General features: G+C 60.8%; 13 protein-coding genes. 2 read left to right on the top strand and 11 right to left on the bottom strand.

What is annotated here, in order from left to right; genetic code table 11:
• Positions 1-8 precede the first annotated feature (8 nt).
• Positions 9-593 carry a PA_0111/PP_0108 family redox-active disulfide protein gene (locus KSS96_RS01190; protein WP_017528733.1) on the bottom strand — a complete coding sequence of 195 codons (585 nt, stop codon included), beginning with the start codon at positions 591-593 and terminating at the stop codon, positions 9-11.
• On the bottom strand, positions 559-1,323 hold the full coding sequence (locus KSS96_RS01185) for an SURF1 family protein (protein WP_032883470.1): 765 nt from the start codon (positions 1,321-1,323) through the stop codon (positions 559-561). The genes KSS96_RS01190 and KSS96_RS01185 overlap by 35 nt, the downstream gene beginning before the upstream one ends.
• A gap of 36 nt (positions 1,324-1,359) precedes the next feature.
• Here KSS96_RS01185 and KSS96_RS01180 point away from each other — a divergent pair, with 36 nt between their 5' ends.
• Entirely contained in the window at positions 1,360-1,563 is a 204-nt protein-coding gene (locus KSS96_RS01180; protein WP_017528731.1) for a twin transmembrane helix small protein, read from the top strand.
• A 6-nt stretch (positions 1,564-1,569) separates the two neighbouring features.
• Here the strand turns inward: KSS96_RS01180 and KSS96_RS01175 are convergent, their stop codons facing one another.
• The 4 genes from KSS96_RS01175 to coxB all read right to left on the bottom strand — a co-directional run bounded on the left by KSS96_RS01175 (position 1,570) and on the right by coxB (position 5,973).
• Entirely contained in the window at positions 1,570-2,457 is an 888-nt protein-coding gene (locus KSS96_RS01175; RefSeq protein ID WP_017528730.1) for a cytochrome c oxidase subunit 3, read from the bottom strand.
• A gap of 35 nt (positions 2,458-2,492) precedes the next feature.
• On the bottom strand, positions 2,493-3,044 hold the full coding sequence (locus KSS96_RS01170) for a cytochrome c oxidase assembly protein (protein ID WP_026067327.1): 552 nt from the start codon (positions 3,042-3,044) through the stop codon (positions 2,493-2,495).
• 153 nt (positions 3,045-3,197) lie between these two features.
• Positions 3,198-4,787, bottom strand: a complete 1,590-nt coding sequence (ctaD, locus tag KSS96_RS01165) for a cytochrome c oxidase subunit I (RefSeq protein ID WP_017528728.1) — start codon at positions 4,785-4,787, stop codon at positions 3,198-3,200.
• Positions 4,788-4,845: 58 nt separating this feature from the next.
• Complete coding sequence (gene coxB / locus KSS96_RS01160) at positions 4,846-5,973, bottom strand: cytochrome c oxidase subunit II (RefSeq protein ID WP_065879194.1); 1,128 nt, start codon at positions 5,971-5,973, stop codon at positions 4,846-4,848.
• Positions 5,974-6,340: 367 nt separating this feature from the next.
• Between coxB and KSS96_RS01155 the strand changes: the two genes are divergently transcribed.
• On the top strand, positions 6,341-6,988 hold the full coding sequence (locus tag KSS96_RS01155) for a hypothetical protein (protein ID WP_017528726.1): 648 nt from the start codon (positions 6,341-6,343) through the stop codon (positions 6,986-6,988).
• A gap of 71 nt (positions 6,989-7,059) precedes the next feature.
• On the opposite strand, the gene KSS96_RS01150 is transcribed toward KSS96_RS01155, so the two are convergent.
• From KSS96_RS01150 to KSS96_RS01130, 5 genes are all read right to left on the bottom strand, one after another.
• On the bottom strand, positions 7,060-8,607 hold the full coding sequence (locus tag KSS96_RS01150) for a SulP family inorganic anion transporter (protein WP_217855583.1): 1,548 nt from the start codon (positions 8,605-8,607) through the stop codon (positions 7,060-7,062).
• An 85-nt stretch (positions 8,608-8,692) separates the two neighbouring features.
• Positions 8,693-9,424: a carbonic anhydrase gene (locus KSS96_RS01145; protein WP_017528724.1), complete on the bottom strand. Its 732-nt coding sequence runs from the start codon at positions 9,422-9,424 to the stop codon at positions 8,693-8,695.
• A gap of 228 nt (positions 9,425-9,652) precedes the next feature.
• On the bottom strand, positions 9,653-10,711 hold the full coding sequence (locus KSS96_RS01140; RefSeq protein WP_017528723.1) for a PA0069 family radical SAM protein: 1,059 nt from the start codon (positions 10,709-10,711) through the stop codon (positions 9,653-9,655).
• Between the two features lie 69 nt (positions 10,712-10,780).
• The gene (locus KSS96_RS01135) at positions 10,781-12,079 is read right to left on the bottom strand and encodes a cytochrome c (protein WP_026067326.1); all 1,299 of its coding nucleotides are present in this window, start codon (positions 12,077-12,079) and stop codon (positions 10,781-10,783) included.
• 12 nt (positions 12,080-12,091) lie between these two features.
• The gene (locus KSS96_RS01130; RefSeq protein ID WP_217855582.1) at positions 12,092-13,876 is read right to left on the bottom strand and encodes a GMC family oxidoreductase; all 1,785 of its coding nucleotides are present in this window, start codon (positions 13,874-13,876) and stop codon (positions 12,092-12,094) included.
• Position 13,877: the final 1 nt, after the last annotated feature.

The raw sequence follows: 13,877 nt of genomic DNA, 5'->3' as shown, positions 1-13,877 counted from the left end.
CGATGCCCTTATCCGATGTTCGATAGTTTCAGCAGGTGGCGCAGGTCGTTAAGCAAGTCCTTGCCCTTGACCTTGGCGTCGTAGCGCAGCACCAGGTTGCCGTGAGGGTCGACAATCCACAGCTGCGCCTCACCCGGCGCGGCGGCGTTCTTGGTGAAGGTCGAGAGGTCCAGCGCGTAACGCTGCAATTGCGGGTACTCGGCCTTGAGCTTGGCGTCGTAGTCGGCGCCCACCGGTTGCGCACTGGCCAGGGCATGGCTGGCACGAGAGGCATCGCGGCCCAGGCCGATCTGCAACTGCCGTGCGAGGTACACCAGTTGCTGGCAGTCCGCGGCGCAGGCCGCGGGCGCGGTGACCAACAGTTGCCAGCGCGTTTCCTCGGCCTGCACGCCGATGTCGGCGCGGGTCTGGCCGTTGCCGATCATTTCGCCGTGATAGCTGCGGCTGTCCGGCACCCAAAACTGCAGCTTGTACATAAAGGTGGCGAGCACCATCGGGCCGATCACCATCAGCAGGATCAGCAACAGTTGCCAGCGGCCTTTGCGTCGATCAGGCAGCTCAGACATGTTGAGTCGATTCGTGGCCGCTCTCATGGGGCTTCTCCTTTGTGTTGTGCCGTCCGAGATAGACATAAAGCGCCAGCAACGCCAGCGCCATGGCAAACCATTGCACGGCATAGGCCTGGTGTTTTTCCGGACCCATGGCGACCACCGGCCAGGTGGTTTCGTACGTACCAGGCCCAGCTTCGGCGCGCAGCTCGTAAGCGAAGCCGCTGCGGCCCAGCTCGGCCCATAACGCGGCGGGGTGCAGCGCGGTCAGCAGGCGCGGCCATGGCGCACCGGCGGGGTCGGCATGCAGTTGGAAGGTTTCGCCGGGGGCGACGTACACCCAGGCATCGAGGTTCACCGGTTGTTCAGGGGTGGTGAAGGCGGGCGCGGCGCGGCGGTCCGGCCACGGCAACCAGCCGCGATTGAGCCACAGCCACAGGCCGCTGGCCTGGTCATGAAAGGGCTGTAGCAACTCGACGCCGGCCTTGCCGTCGCGCATGCGGTTGTCGAGCAATACGCTGTGCTCGGCATCGAATTGACCACGCAGACGTACACGGCGAAAGGCCGGGTCCATGGAACCATTGAGTTGCTCGCTGCTCATTGGCGCCGACGCACGGCGCTCGGCATAGGTGTCGAGCAATACCTGTTTTTCATGCCCCCGCGACAACTGCCAGAACCCCAACCCCACCATCAACGGCAGCAGTATCAACACCACCAGGGTCGGCGCGATGCCGGGACGAAACTGTTTCATGGCGCTGGCTATACTTGTTTTCATTGCCCGCCCCCTCCGTAAAAGCCCAGGAGCCAGACCATGCTCAAAGCAGCCATTGCCCTGATGCTGATCGCGACTGTCGTGAGCCTGTTCAGTGGCCTGTTCTTTCTGGTCAAGGACGAAGGCCACTCCAATCGCCTCGTCACAGCCTTGACCGTGCGTGTCGTGCTGGCCGTGATCACCCTGGCGTTGATCACCTGGGGGTTCTTCAGCGGCCAGCTGGTATCGCATGCACCTTGGTGAGGCGCATCACAGTACGTAGACGAAGAAAAACAAGCCGATCCACACCACATCCACAAAGTGCCAATACCAACTGGCCGCCTCGAAGCCGAATTGGTGCTCGGCATTGAAATGCCCACGCAGGATGCGCATCAACATCACAAACAAGATGATCGTGCCGATGGTCACGTGGGCGCCGTGGAAACCCGTGAGCATAAAGAACGTCGCACCGTACACGCCCGAGCCCAAGGTCAGGCCCAGCTCTTTATAGGCGTGGATGTATTCCTCGGCCTGGAAGCCGAGGAACGCCAGGCCCAGCAACACGGTGATCGCCAGCCAGATTTTCAGCGCGCCGCGATGGCCTTTGCGCAAGGCATGGTGGGCAATGGTGATGGTCACGCTGGAACTCACCAGCAGGATGGTGTTGACCAACGGCAAGCCCCACGGGCTGATGGTGCCCTTGGGTGCGGGGTAGAGCTTGGGGTCCGGGTTGTTGAGCAAGGGCCAGGCAAACTCGAAATTGGGCCACAGCATATGTGCGATGCCCTTGGGCCCTTCGCCCGCCAACCAGGGGCCAGACCACGTCCGCACATAAAACAGCGCACCGAAGAACGCGATAAAGAACATCACTTCGGAAAAAATGAACCACGTCATGCCCCAACGAAACGAGCGGTCCATCTGCGAGCTGTACAAACCGGCACGGCTTTCTTTGATCACGGCACCGAACCAGCCAAACATCATGTAGGCCAGCAACAGCCCGCCGACGAAAAAGATCCACGGGCCGTGGGATTCCGGGCGTGCGGCCTTGAGATCGTTGAACCACACACCCAGGCCATACACAGTGATCAGCAGGCCAAACGTGGCAATTATTGGCCATTTGCTTTGCGCTGGTACGTAGTACGTATCATGAGTCGACATGTATTCGCTCTCCTGATTGAGCGGGCAAACAGTAGCTAGCCGCCGGTATGGGCAGCCACGGGCGGTTGGCGCGCAGTGATGTCAAACAGCGTGTACGCCAGGGTCAAATGCTTCACATCCCTGGGCATGTCGCGGTCGACGATAAAGCGCACCGGCATCTCGATACGCTCGCCTGGCTGCAGTACTTGCTGGGTGAAGCAGAAGCACTCGGTTTTGTGGAAGTACATGGCCGCTTCCGCCGGGGAGATGCTGGGCACTGCCTGGGCAGTCATCGGCTTGTCGGTAGGGTTGTGCGCCACAAACAGCATCTCGGTCACCGCGCCGGGGTTGACCACCACCTCGTCAGCCTTGGCGTAAAAGTCCCAGACCATGTCGATGGCATTGGTAGACAGGAACTGCACCCGCACCTGACGCGACGGGTCGACCACTTGCGAGCCTTCGTACTGCCCGGCGGTCTTGCCGTTGATGCCGAACGCCTTGCACATCACGTCGTAGATCGGCACCAGGGCAAAGCCAAAGGCGAACATCGCCAGCACCAGAATCAACAGCCGGGTGACCAGGCGCTTGAGGGGCACGGATTCAGCCATGGCGATCACCCAAGACGAGCACAATCAGCGTGGGAGGGGCGGTGCGACGATTCGACTTGCTCCCGATCGCGGTGTGCCAGTCCGCATCATCATTGCCTGTGAGATAGCTATCGGGAGCAAGCCCCCTCCCACGGGAGGTCAGCGCGGGCCTGTTCATTTGACCTCCGGCGGCGTAGTGAACGTGTGATACGGCGCTGGCGACGGGATGCTCCACTCCAACCCTTCGGCGCCGTCCCACGGTTTGGCCGGCGCCGGCGTGCCGCCCCGGATGCACTTGATCACGATGAACAGGAAGAAGATCTGCGTGGCGCCAAACATGAATGCGCCAATCGACGACACCATGTTGAAATCGGCGAACTGCAGGTTGTAGTCCGGCACCCGCCGCGGCATACCGGCCAACCCAACGAAGTGCATGGGGAAAAACGCCATGTTCATGCCCACGAAAGACAGCCAGAAGTGCAGCTTGCCCAGGGTTTCGTCGTACATGTGGCCGGTCCATTTCGGCAGCCAGTAGTAGGCCGAGGCGAAGATCCCGAAAATCGCGCCGGGCACCAGTACGTAATGGAAGTGCGCCACCACGAAGTAGGTGTCGTGGTACTGGAAGTCCGCCGGCGCGATCGCCAGCATCAGCCCGGAGAACCCGCCGATGGTGAACAGGATCACGAACGCCACCGCGAACAGCATCGGCGTCTCGAACGTCAGCGAGCCTTGCCACATGGTGCTGACCCAATTGAATACCTTCACCCCGGTGGGCACGGCGATCAGCAGCGTGGCGTACATGAAGAACAACTCGCCCACCAGCGGGATGCCGACCACGAACATGTGGTGCGCCCACACGATAAACGACAGGAACGCGATGCTCGCCGTGGCGTACACCATCGACGTGTAGCCAAACAGCGGCTTGCGCGAGAAGGTCGGAATGATCGAGCTGACGGCACCGAAGGCCGGCAGGATCATGATGTACACCTCGGGGTGGCCGAAGAACCAGAACACGTGCTGGAACAGTACCGGGTCACCGCCGCCGGCCGCACTGAAGAAGCTGGTGCCGAAGTGGATGTCCATCAGCATCATGGTCACGCAACCGGCCAGCACCGGCATCACCGCGATCAGCAGGAAGGCGGTGATCAGCCACGTCCACACAAACAGCGGCATCTTCATCAAGGTCATGCCGGGGGCACGCAGGTTGAGGATGGTGGCGACCACATTGATCGCCCCCATGATCGAACTGATGCCCATCAAGTGAATGGCGAAGATGAAGAACGTCACGCTTTCCGGCGCATAGGTGGTGGAAAGCGGGGCGTAGAAGGTCCAGCCGAAGTTCGGCCCGCCGCCGGGGGTGAACAGCGTTGAAACCAATAACAGGAATGCCGCCGGCAGCAGCCAGAAGCTGAAGTTGTTCATGCGCGGCAGGGCCATGTCGGGCGCGCCGATCATCAACGGGATCATCCAGTTGGCCAGGCCGACGAATGCCGGCATCACCGCGCCGAACACCATGATCAGGCCATGCATGGTGGTCATCTGGTTGAAGAACGCCGGCTCGACGATCTGCAGGCCGGGCTGGAACAGCTCGGCGCGGATCACCATCGCAAACGAGCCGCCGAGCAGGAACATGGCGAAGGCGAACCACAGGTACATCGTGCCGATGTCTTTATGGTTGGTGGTCAGCACCCAGCGCATCAAACCCTTGGCGGGGCCGTGGGCATGGTCACTGGCGTGGCCATGGTCATCGATCACAGCGCTCATGGCCGTTCTCCTGCAAACAAATGGGCGGGGCGGGTCAGCGCAATCGCAATGAAGTACGTCATTTGCTTTCCGCCTGCTTGATGGCCAACACGTCTTTAGGCGTGACCATGTCGCCTTTGTTGTTGCCCCAGGCGTTGCGCTCGTAGGTCACCACGGCGGCGATATCCACTTCCGAGAGCTGCTTGCCGAATGCCGCCATCGCGGTGCCAGGCTTGCCGTGATAGACAATGCTCAGGTGGTCGGCGGCGGGCCCGGTGGCGATTTTCGAGCCCTTGAGCGCCGGGAACATCGGCGGCAAGCCCTGGCCCTCGGCCTGGTGACAGGCCACGCAAGTGGTGTGATAGACCTTGTCACCACGCGCCACCAACTCTTGGAGCGTCCACTCTTTGGAGGTCAGCTCCTTGAGCTTGGCCGCTTCTTCCTTGCGCTGGCCAAGCCAGGTTTCGTAGTCGGCCTTGGACTTGACCTCGACCACGATCGGCATGAAGCCGTGGTCCTTGCCGCACAGCTCCGCACACTGGCCACGGTAAATGCCGGGCTTTTCGACACGGGTCCAGGCTTCGTTGACGAACCCAGGGATAGCGTCGCGCTTGACCGCAAACGCCGGCACCCACCAGGAGTGGATCACGTCGGCGGCGGTGACCAGGAACCGCACCTTGGCACCCACCGGCAGCACCAGCGGCTGGTCGACTTCCAGCAGGTAGTGCTCACCTTTGGTGGCCTGGTTATGGATCTGCTCGGCGGGCGTGGCCAGGTTGCTGAAGAACTCAACGTCCTGGCCCAGGTATTTGTAATGCCACTTCCACTGGTAGCCGGTGACCTGGATATCGATATCCGACTCACTGCTGTCGTAGATGTTGATCAGGGTCCTGGTCGCCGGAATAGCCATCGCGATCAGGATCAGCAAGGGCACGACGGTCCAAAGAATTTCCACGGTAGTGCTCTCGTGGAACTTGGCGGCCACCTGGCCCGTGGAGCGCCGGTGCACCATCATCGACCAGAACATAGCGCCAAACACGATGATGCCGATCACCACACAGATCCAGAAAATGGTCATGTGCAGATCGAACACAGCGTGACTGACTTCTGTCGCCCCTGGCGCCATATTCGTTGTCCAGGCGGCATGTGCCTGGCCGAATACTGACCACAACAGGAGGCCCATCCAAACGTGTGGATGTCGCATCATTGCGGGTTCCCCTTATCGTTCTTGTTATCCCGCCGGTTTGCACCTGCGTCGAAGGGAGCGGCTTCCATACTGCTTACAACCGCTTAGCCTCACCTGCTTATGCAGTCTGGCGTCATCAGCGAATCGCGTACAAACCCGAGTATAGACACGCTCTGCAACCCCGCAATGTGTAGGGGCAAATGAGCGAAAATGATCGGTAAAACTCAATAAAACCGGGTGCGGAATCGATTTTCCGACGAACGATGGCAATTCGATATAACGGCTGCGCATAACCATGAAATAATTATGACAAATGCGTCTTAGGCGCTCGTATAAACGAGCTACCTTGTCTTCTCCCTATTCCTACAGCTGCAACACTGGAGCCTCCATGAACACCGCCGCATTGCGCGAGCAGATTTCCCGTGCCCATCAACACGAAGCCACAACGGGCCAGCTTGCCCTGCAACTGAAAGAACAATTGCCGCACCTGCATGCAGCCATTTCCCTGGCTGAGGGTGATCGCAACGTGGTCATGACTCGCTTTGTCACTGCCTACATCGACCTCGTCCCCGAGTTGCTCGATGCCGCCAATGACGTGGCTCGCGAGGCCGGGATCGAAAGCCAGATCAAGCCGGTGCTGAAAATTGCCGAGCATTTCTTCCTGCAGCCACCAGCGATTCTGGCAGGTCATGAAGGGTTGGACGGCCTGCTGGACGAGGCCTACCTGGCCCATCGCCTGGTGGAGGAAGTCAACGATGTGTATATCAAGCATTTCGGCCAGCCGCTGATTCCGGCGGATACCACCGTGGCCAACGTGATAGCCCATCAGTTGATCGGTGAAGCCTTCGCCAACCAATTGGACGAAGCTGTGCATCTGGCGGTGGATGAGATGCTTAACGACGAGAGTTTTGCGCTGGAGTCGGTGGAAGCGTATCGCGAGCAATTGAAAAGCCCGAACACCGAGGCCGCCTGGAAGCGCTGGCCGTGCCTGTCGCGGCAGTTGGGGGTTGAGTTGACGCTGGATCAACCGGCTTAAATCTTCCGCCGTACACAGGTCAAATGTGGGAGGGGTGTAGCCCCCTCCCACATTTTTTTGTGCCGGTTTTGTCAGGTGACGGACGGTGCCGAGCCGATCCCCGTCGTCGTGCGAATCCGCCCTTCGAGCCTGCGCTTCAACCCCCGCGCCTCAATCACCAACTTCGAGCCTTTCGCCGCATTGGCCCGCCCCCATTCCTCCAGCAATTCCAGGCAGGAATGGTCGATGTAGCTCAGGTTGTTGAGTGGTACATGCACGGTGGCACCCGCAGGCACTGTCGACAGCACCTGGGTCAACGCCGGCACTTTGAGGAAGGTCGCGGCACCGGTCAGGCGCAGCTCCATCTCACCGCCCTGGGGCAAGTCGATGAGGCTGATTTTCAGGCGTGAAGCCTTGAACGCCAACTTGACCAACGTAAGACCAAAGCCCACCAGCACGCCCGTCAGCAGGTCGGTAAAGATGATTGCCAGCGCCGTGGCCGCATAGGTGAACATCGGCATCCGCCCGTAGCGTCCCAAGGCTTTGAACGCCTTGATATCGACCAGCTTGATCCCGGTGTACACCAGCACGCCGGCCAGGCTCGCCACCGGAATGCTTTGCAGCACGCTGGACAGCAACAACACAAAGCCCAACAACCACACGCCGTGGAACATCGCCGACAAACGCGTCGTGGCGCCCGCCTGGACGTTGGCCGAGCTGCGCACGATCACGCCGGTCATCGGCAGGGCGCCGACCAGGCCACAGAGCATATTGCCGACACCTTGCGCGGACAATTCCTTATCGAAATCGGAACGCTGGCCGCTGTGCATGCGGTCAACAGCGGCGGCGGAGAGCAGGGTTTCGGCGCTGGCGATAAACGCCACGGCGAACGCGGCGATCAACAGCTGCGGGTCGGCCAGGTTCAACAAGTCGCTGGGACGTAGCCAGTCGATGGCATCCGCGAGGTTTTCCGGCACGTCCACACGCTTGACCTGCAACGCCAGCACCAGGCTGGTGACGGTTGCAAGGCCAACGCCCAGCAGGGCACCCGGTACGAAGCGCAACCGCGGTGGGCGCAATTTATCCCACAGGTACATCACCAGCATCGTCGACAAACCCAACAAGCCCGCCTGCCAGCCGAGCCCGCCGCCAAGGGTGGGAACGGCCTCGGCCAATGCCGCCGGGAAGCCCGTCAGGTTATCCAGCCCGGACGGCTTGGGCGCGCCGTCGAGCATCACATGCACCTGCGAGAGCACAATCAGTACGCCGATCCCCGCCAGCATGCCGTACACCACCGCCGGCGCCGTTACGCGGAACCAGCAACCCAGGCGCAGACGCCCTGCCACCAATTGCAGGAAACCCGCCAGCAGCAGGATCGGCCCGAGCATCGACATGCCGTGCTGGCGCACCAACTCGAACACCAACACCGCAAGGCCAGCCGCCGGCCCACTGACCTGCAAAGGCGAACCCGCCAGCCAGCCCACCACCAGGCCACCGATAATCCCGGTTATCAAGCCTTTGGCAGGCGGCATGCCGGATGCGATGGCGATTCCCATGCACAGCGGCAGGGCGACCAGAAACACAACCACCGAGGCGAGCAGCTCCCGTGGCAGTACAGCTTTCAATTGAGCAGCACGCATGATGACTCTCCCGAGGCATTCGCCGGGCGCGGTAAAGCCTGGCTGCATCCATGGCAGCCACCGCATTACCCGGCAGGGAAGTGTTTTAGAAGCGCGCTTTAGGCGTCGCTGAAGGAATCGGCTCGGTGCCGTTCAGCGGTCGGAACGCCGCCTTGTCAGCATCGTAGGCCCGGATTTCACTGGTCTCGATGTTGTAGATCCAGCCATGGATAAACAAATGACCATTGGCCATGCGTGACGCCACGGAAGGGTGGGTGCGCAAGTGTTGCAGCTGGGCGATGACGTTTTCTTCGGTCAGCACCTTCATGCTCTCGCCTTCGTTGGCGCAGTCACAGTTGTCATGAACCATGGCCTTGGCGACCTCGGCATGACGCAACCAGGCTTTGACCGTCGGCATCTTTTCCAGGCTGTCGGGGTTGAGTACCGCGCGCATGGCGCCGCAATCGGAGTGCCCGCAGACGATGATGTGCTGCACACCCAGGGCGAGTACCGCGTACTCGATGGCGGTGGAAACACCCCCGTTCATCTGGCCGTAGGGCGGCACCACATTGCCGACGTTACGGGTCACGAACAGGTCGCCAGGGGAGCTTTGGGTGATCAGCTCGGGCACGATGCGCGAGTCGGCGCAGGTGATGAACATCGCCCGCGGGCTCTGCGCCGTGGCGAGTTTCTTGAAGAGTTCTTCCTGCTGAGGGAAGACGTCGTGATGGAAATGCAAAAAGCCGTCAACAATGTGTTGCAGCGCTGCATCGGCAGTTTCCGCCACCTGAGGGGCTGAAGCCGACGCAGCCAACGGCTGTTTATCCTGGTCACTCATGATTCATCCTCTTGATTAATGCAGGGGGAGTGTTCAGGACAGTTCGACGCTCAGCCAGTGGAATAGTTGTAAAACTCCAAAGACCCGAATGCCGACTCATCAGTCACTCGCGGAACAAGGTAACCGTCGAAACTTAACTCAAACTGAATGAACCGCTCTAGATCGAGGGTTTCAGTGATATCAAAACGCGACCATCGCGACAGGAACGGTGCGTTCCCGCGCAGCAGTCTACAACAATGCCATCTGCCTGCCCGGCGGGCAGAACGCCGTACAGTCCAGGTTGAAACCCTCCCGACGATTGAGCCCCAGGCGCTTGATCGCCTTGCTGAAGCGCTGCGCCAACAGATCGGCAAAGGGCCCTTCGCCACGCATGCGCACGCCGAAGCGGCTGTCGTATACCTCGCCACCGCGTACCTGCCGCACCAGGCTCATCACATGGGCCGCACGCTGCGGATAATGCGCCGCCAGCCACTCCTCGAACAGCGGCGCCACCTCCAGCGGCAGGCGCAGCATCATGTAGGCCGCGCTTTGCGCACCGGCGGCATGGGCTTCAGTCAGCAGGCTTTCCAGCTCGCTGTCGTTGATCATCGGAATCATCGGAGAGCACAGCACACCCACCGGGATACCCGCCTCGCGCATTACCCGGATCGCGCGCAACCTTGCCTTTGGCGCCGCCGTACGCGGCTCCAGGATGCGCTTGAGCTCATCATCCAGGCTGGTAAGGCTGATCATCACCGCCACCAGCCGTTGCCGCGCCAGCTCAGTGAGCAGGTCGAGGTCGCGCAGGATCAGCGAGCCCTTGGTGATGATGGTCACCGGGTGCCGGTAACGCAGCAGCACTTCGAGGGTTTGCCGGGTGATCCTGTATTCACGCTCGATAGGCTGGTACGGATCGGTGTTGGAACCCAGGTTGATCGGCGCGCATACGTAGCCCGGCTTGGACAGCTGCTGTTCCAGCACATCGGCGGCGTTGCTCTTGGCGATCAGTTTGGTTTCGAAATCCAGCCCTGGCGACATGTCCCAATAGGCATGGCTGGGCCGTGCATAACAGTAGATACAGCCATGCTCGCAACCGCGATAAGGGTTGATCGAACGGTCGAACGGCAAATCCGGCGAGTTGTTGCGGGTGATGATGGTCTTGGCCGTTTCGATGCGCACTTCGGTGCCCTGGGTGGGTGGCACTTCCTGGTACCAGCCGTCGTCCTCGGCCACGCTGACCGTGGGCGCAAAGCGATTGTGCAGGTTAGTGGCGGTGCCCCGGCCACGGGGCGGCAGCGGAGTAGACATAAAGCGCCTCGATACTGTTTTTATATACAGTATCGAGGCGCACGATTTCTGACCAGTGCCGTTTGGCGGTCAGTGCTTTTGTGTGACCTGGCCCAGGTCATCGCCCGAGGTAGTCTGCATGTCGTGCTTGCGCAGGTCGGCCACCTCGCTTGCGCTGACCGGCGCGCCTTTATTGCCCCAACTGCCACGGATAAAACTGACTACATCCGCTACTTCCTGGTCCGACAGACGCCAGGCGAACGCCGGCATGGTGAACGTGGACGGCGCCGTGTGGGTGGCAGGCAAGGTGCCGCCGTTCAACACGATGTTGATCAACGAGGTCGCATCCGCCGTCTGCAACACCGGGTTGCCCGCCAGCGCCGGGAATACGCGGGTGTAGCCATGGCCATCGGTGCGATGGCAAGCCGCGCAGTTGTCGATATACACCGACGCGCCCGGCTTGCTGTCGTCGCCCTTCCACAGGGCCTCGGCCACCTGTTTGTCGTACTGATGCGGTTGATCGTCGGGATCCACTGCCGGCAGGCTCTTGAGGTAACGGGCGACAGCGGTCAGGTCTTCTTCCGACATGTATTGCAAGCTGTGGACAACCACGTCACTCATGCCGCCAAACACCGCGCTGCGATCACTGCGACCGGTCTTGAGAAATTGCACCAACTGGTCTTCGTTCCAGCTGCCGAGGCCGTCCTTATGGTCGCCACGCAGGTTTTTGGCGATCCAGCCTTCCAGCGGCGCGCTGCCGGACAAGAATGCACTGCCGTCCGTGGCGCTCAGAGCTTTTTCCTGCATGGTCAGGGCGCGCGGTGTGTGGCACGCGCCGCAATGGCCCAGGCCTTCCACGAGGTAAGCGCCACGACTGATCACCGGGTCGACGTCCGCCGCCGCCGGTTTTTCCGCTACCTCAGGCGCAAACATCCAGCGCCACGCCGCCAATGGCCAACGCATGCTCAGGGGCCAAGGGATGTCACTGCTCTTGTTCTCCTGCGCAACCGGTTCCACGCCCTTCATGAAGTACGCATACAACGCCTGCATATCGCTGTCGCTGACACGCGCGTAAGACGGGTAGGGCATCGCCGGGTAAAGCGTACTACCGCTCTTGGCGACGCCATGGCGCACGGCCTTATCGAAGTCTTCGAAGCTGTAGTCGCCCAGGCCGCTCTTGTCCGGGGTGATGTTGGTGGAATAGATCACGCCGATCGGGGTTTCCATCGGCAGGCCACCGGCAAAGGGCTTGCCGCCCTTGGCGGTGTGGCAAGCCACGCAGTCACCCGCGCGGGCCAGGTATTCGCCCTGCTTGATCAGGTCGGCCTCGGCCGCGCTTACCGAACAGCTGCTGAACAGTGCCAAAGAGGCGATAACGAATGCTTTCATGGTCATCGCTCCTTATGCCTGAACCAGTGGGCCGGGGTTCTTCAGGTACTGCTCGCGAATCGCCCGCGCCGACCAGTAGGTCAGCGCCGCCACCAGGCCAGTAGGGTTATAGCCAAGGCCCTGTGGGAAAGCGGACGCACCTGGGACAAACACGTTGTGTACATCCCAGCTCTGCAGGTAGCGGTTCAACGCGCTGGTCTTCGGGTCGGTGCCCATGATCGCGCCGCCGTTGAGGTGGGTGGTCTGGTACGACGCGGTGTTGAAGTGCTCACCGACCTTTTTGCCGATCACGGCGATGGCCTTGGGGTTCATCGCTTGCGCAACCTTGCCCATCTTCTCGACCATGAAGCGGTTCATCTTGATGTCGTTTTCTTGCCAGTCGAACGTCATCCGCAACAACGGCAGGCCGTAGGCATCGCGGTAGACCGGGTCCAGATCCAGGTAATTACCCCGGTAGGATTGATGCGCACCGTGGGCATCCATCGACACCTGATGGGTGTAGTAATCGGCGGTGGCGCGCTTCCACGCACTGCCCCAGGCTGGGGTGCCCGGCGGGTTTGACGTACCGGCGATCGGTCGGCTGCCGGCCTGGTTGACCCACATCGGCGAGCCGCCCACGAAGCCATGGGGCCCGTGGTCGAAGTTATCCGCGTTGAAGTCATCGATGGCCACGCCATTGCCGCCGGCACCGATGAAATTGTTGGTGTGGGTGTCCTTGTCGAAGAACGCCTTGATGGTCGCCATATTCTGGTAAGCGAAGTTCCTACCCACCACGCCCTCATTGGTGATCGGGTCGTACGGCTTGCCGATGCCCGACAGCAGCATGAGGCGCACATTGTGGAACTGGAACGCGCCGAGGATCACCAAGTCAGCCGGTTGCTCGACTTCACGGCCCTGGGCGTCTACATAGGTCACGCCGGTGGCTTTTTTGCCGGTGCTGTCGAGGTTGACCTTGAGCACGTGGCTATTGGGCCGCAGTTCAAAATTGGGCACCTGGCGCAACGCCGGCAAAATGTTCACGTTCGGCGACGCCTTGGAATACATGTAGCACACGTAGCCACTGCAAAAACCGCAGAAGTTGCACGGCCCCATCTGCGCGCCGTAGGGGTTGGTGTACGGCCTTGAAGTATTGGCGGACGGCAGGTTGTAGGGTTTGTAGCCAACCTCGGCCGCCGCTTTCTGAAACAGCTGCGCGGAGACGGTGTTTTTCTGCGATGCCAGTGGAAACGGGTTGGAACGGTCCGGCGCGTAGGGGTTGCCGCCACGGCCTTCACCCACCAGTTGCCCTTTCACCGTCCAGGCCTGGCCGGAGGTGCCGAAGACCTTTTCTGCATAGTCGAAGAACGGCTCCAGCTCCTCATAACTGACACCGAAATCCTGGATGGTCATGTCCTTGGGAATAAAATTTTTCCCGTAGCGCTCTTCGTAATGGCTGCGCATGCGCAGCTCCATCGGATCGACACGAAAATGCACCCCGGACCAATGCAGGCCCGCGCCACCGACGCCATTGCCCGGTAAAAACGCGCCAAGCTGACGATTGGGCAGGGCAACGTCATTCACGCTATGGCGAATAGTCACGGTCTCTTTGGAAATGTCCTGGAAGAGTTTCTTGCGCACGCTGTAGGTCAATTCGTCGATGACCTGCGGGTAGTTGCCGTCAGGGTAGGTGTCCTGCATCGGCCCGCGCTCCAGCGCCAGCACGTTGAGGCCTGCTTCTGTCAGTTCCTTGGCCATGATCGCGCCGGTCCAGCCAAAACCGACGATCACCGCGTCTACTTTTTTCATGATGGTCGCCACG

Origin of the sequence: Pseudomonas asgharzadehiana (assembly GCF_019139815.1) — a bacterium.
GTDB classification, from domain to species: Bacteria; Pseudomonadota; Gammaproteobacteria; order Pseudomonadales; family Pseudomonadaceae; genus Aquipseudomonas; species Aquipseudomonas asgharzadehiana.
This window is presented reverse-complemented; position numbering and strand designations above follow the sequence as displayed.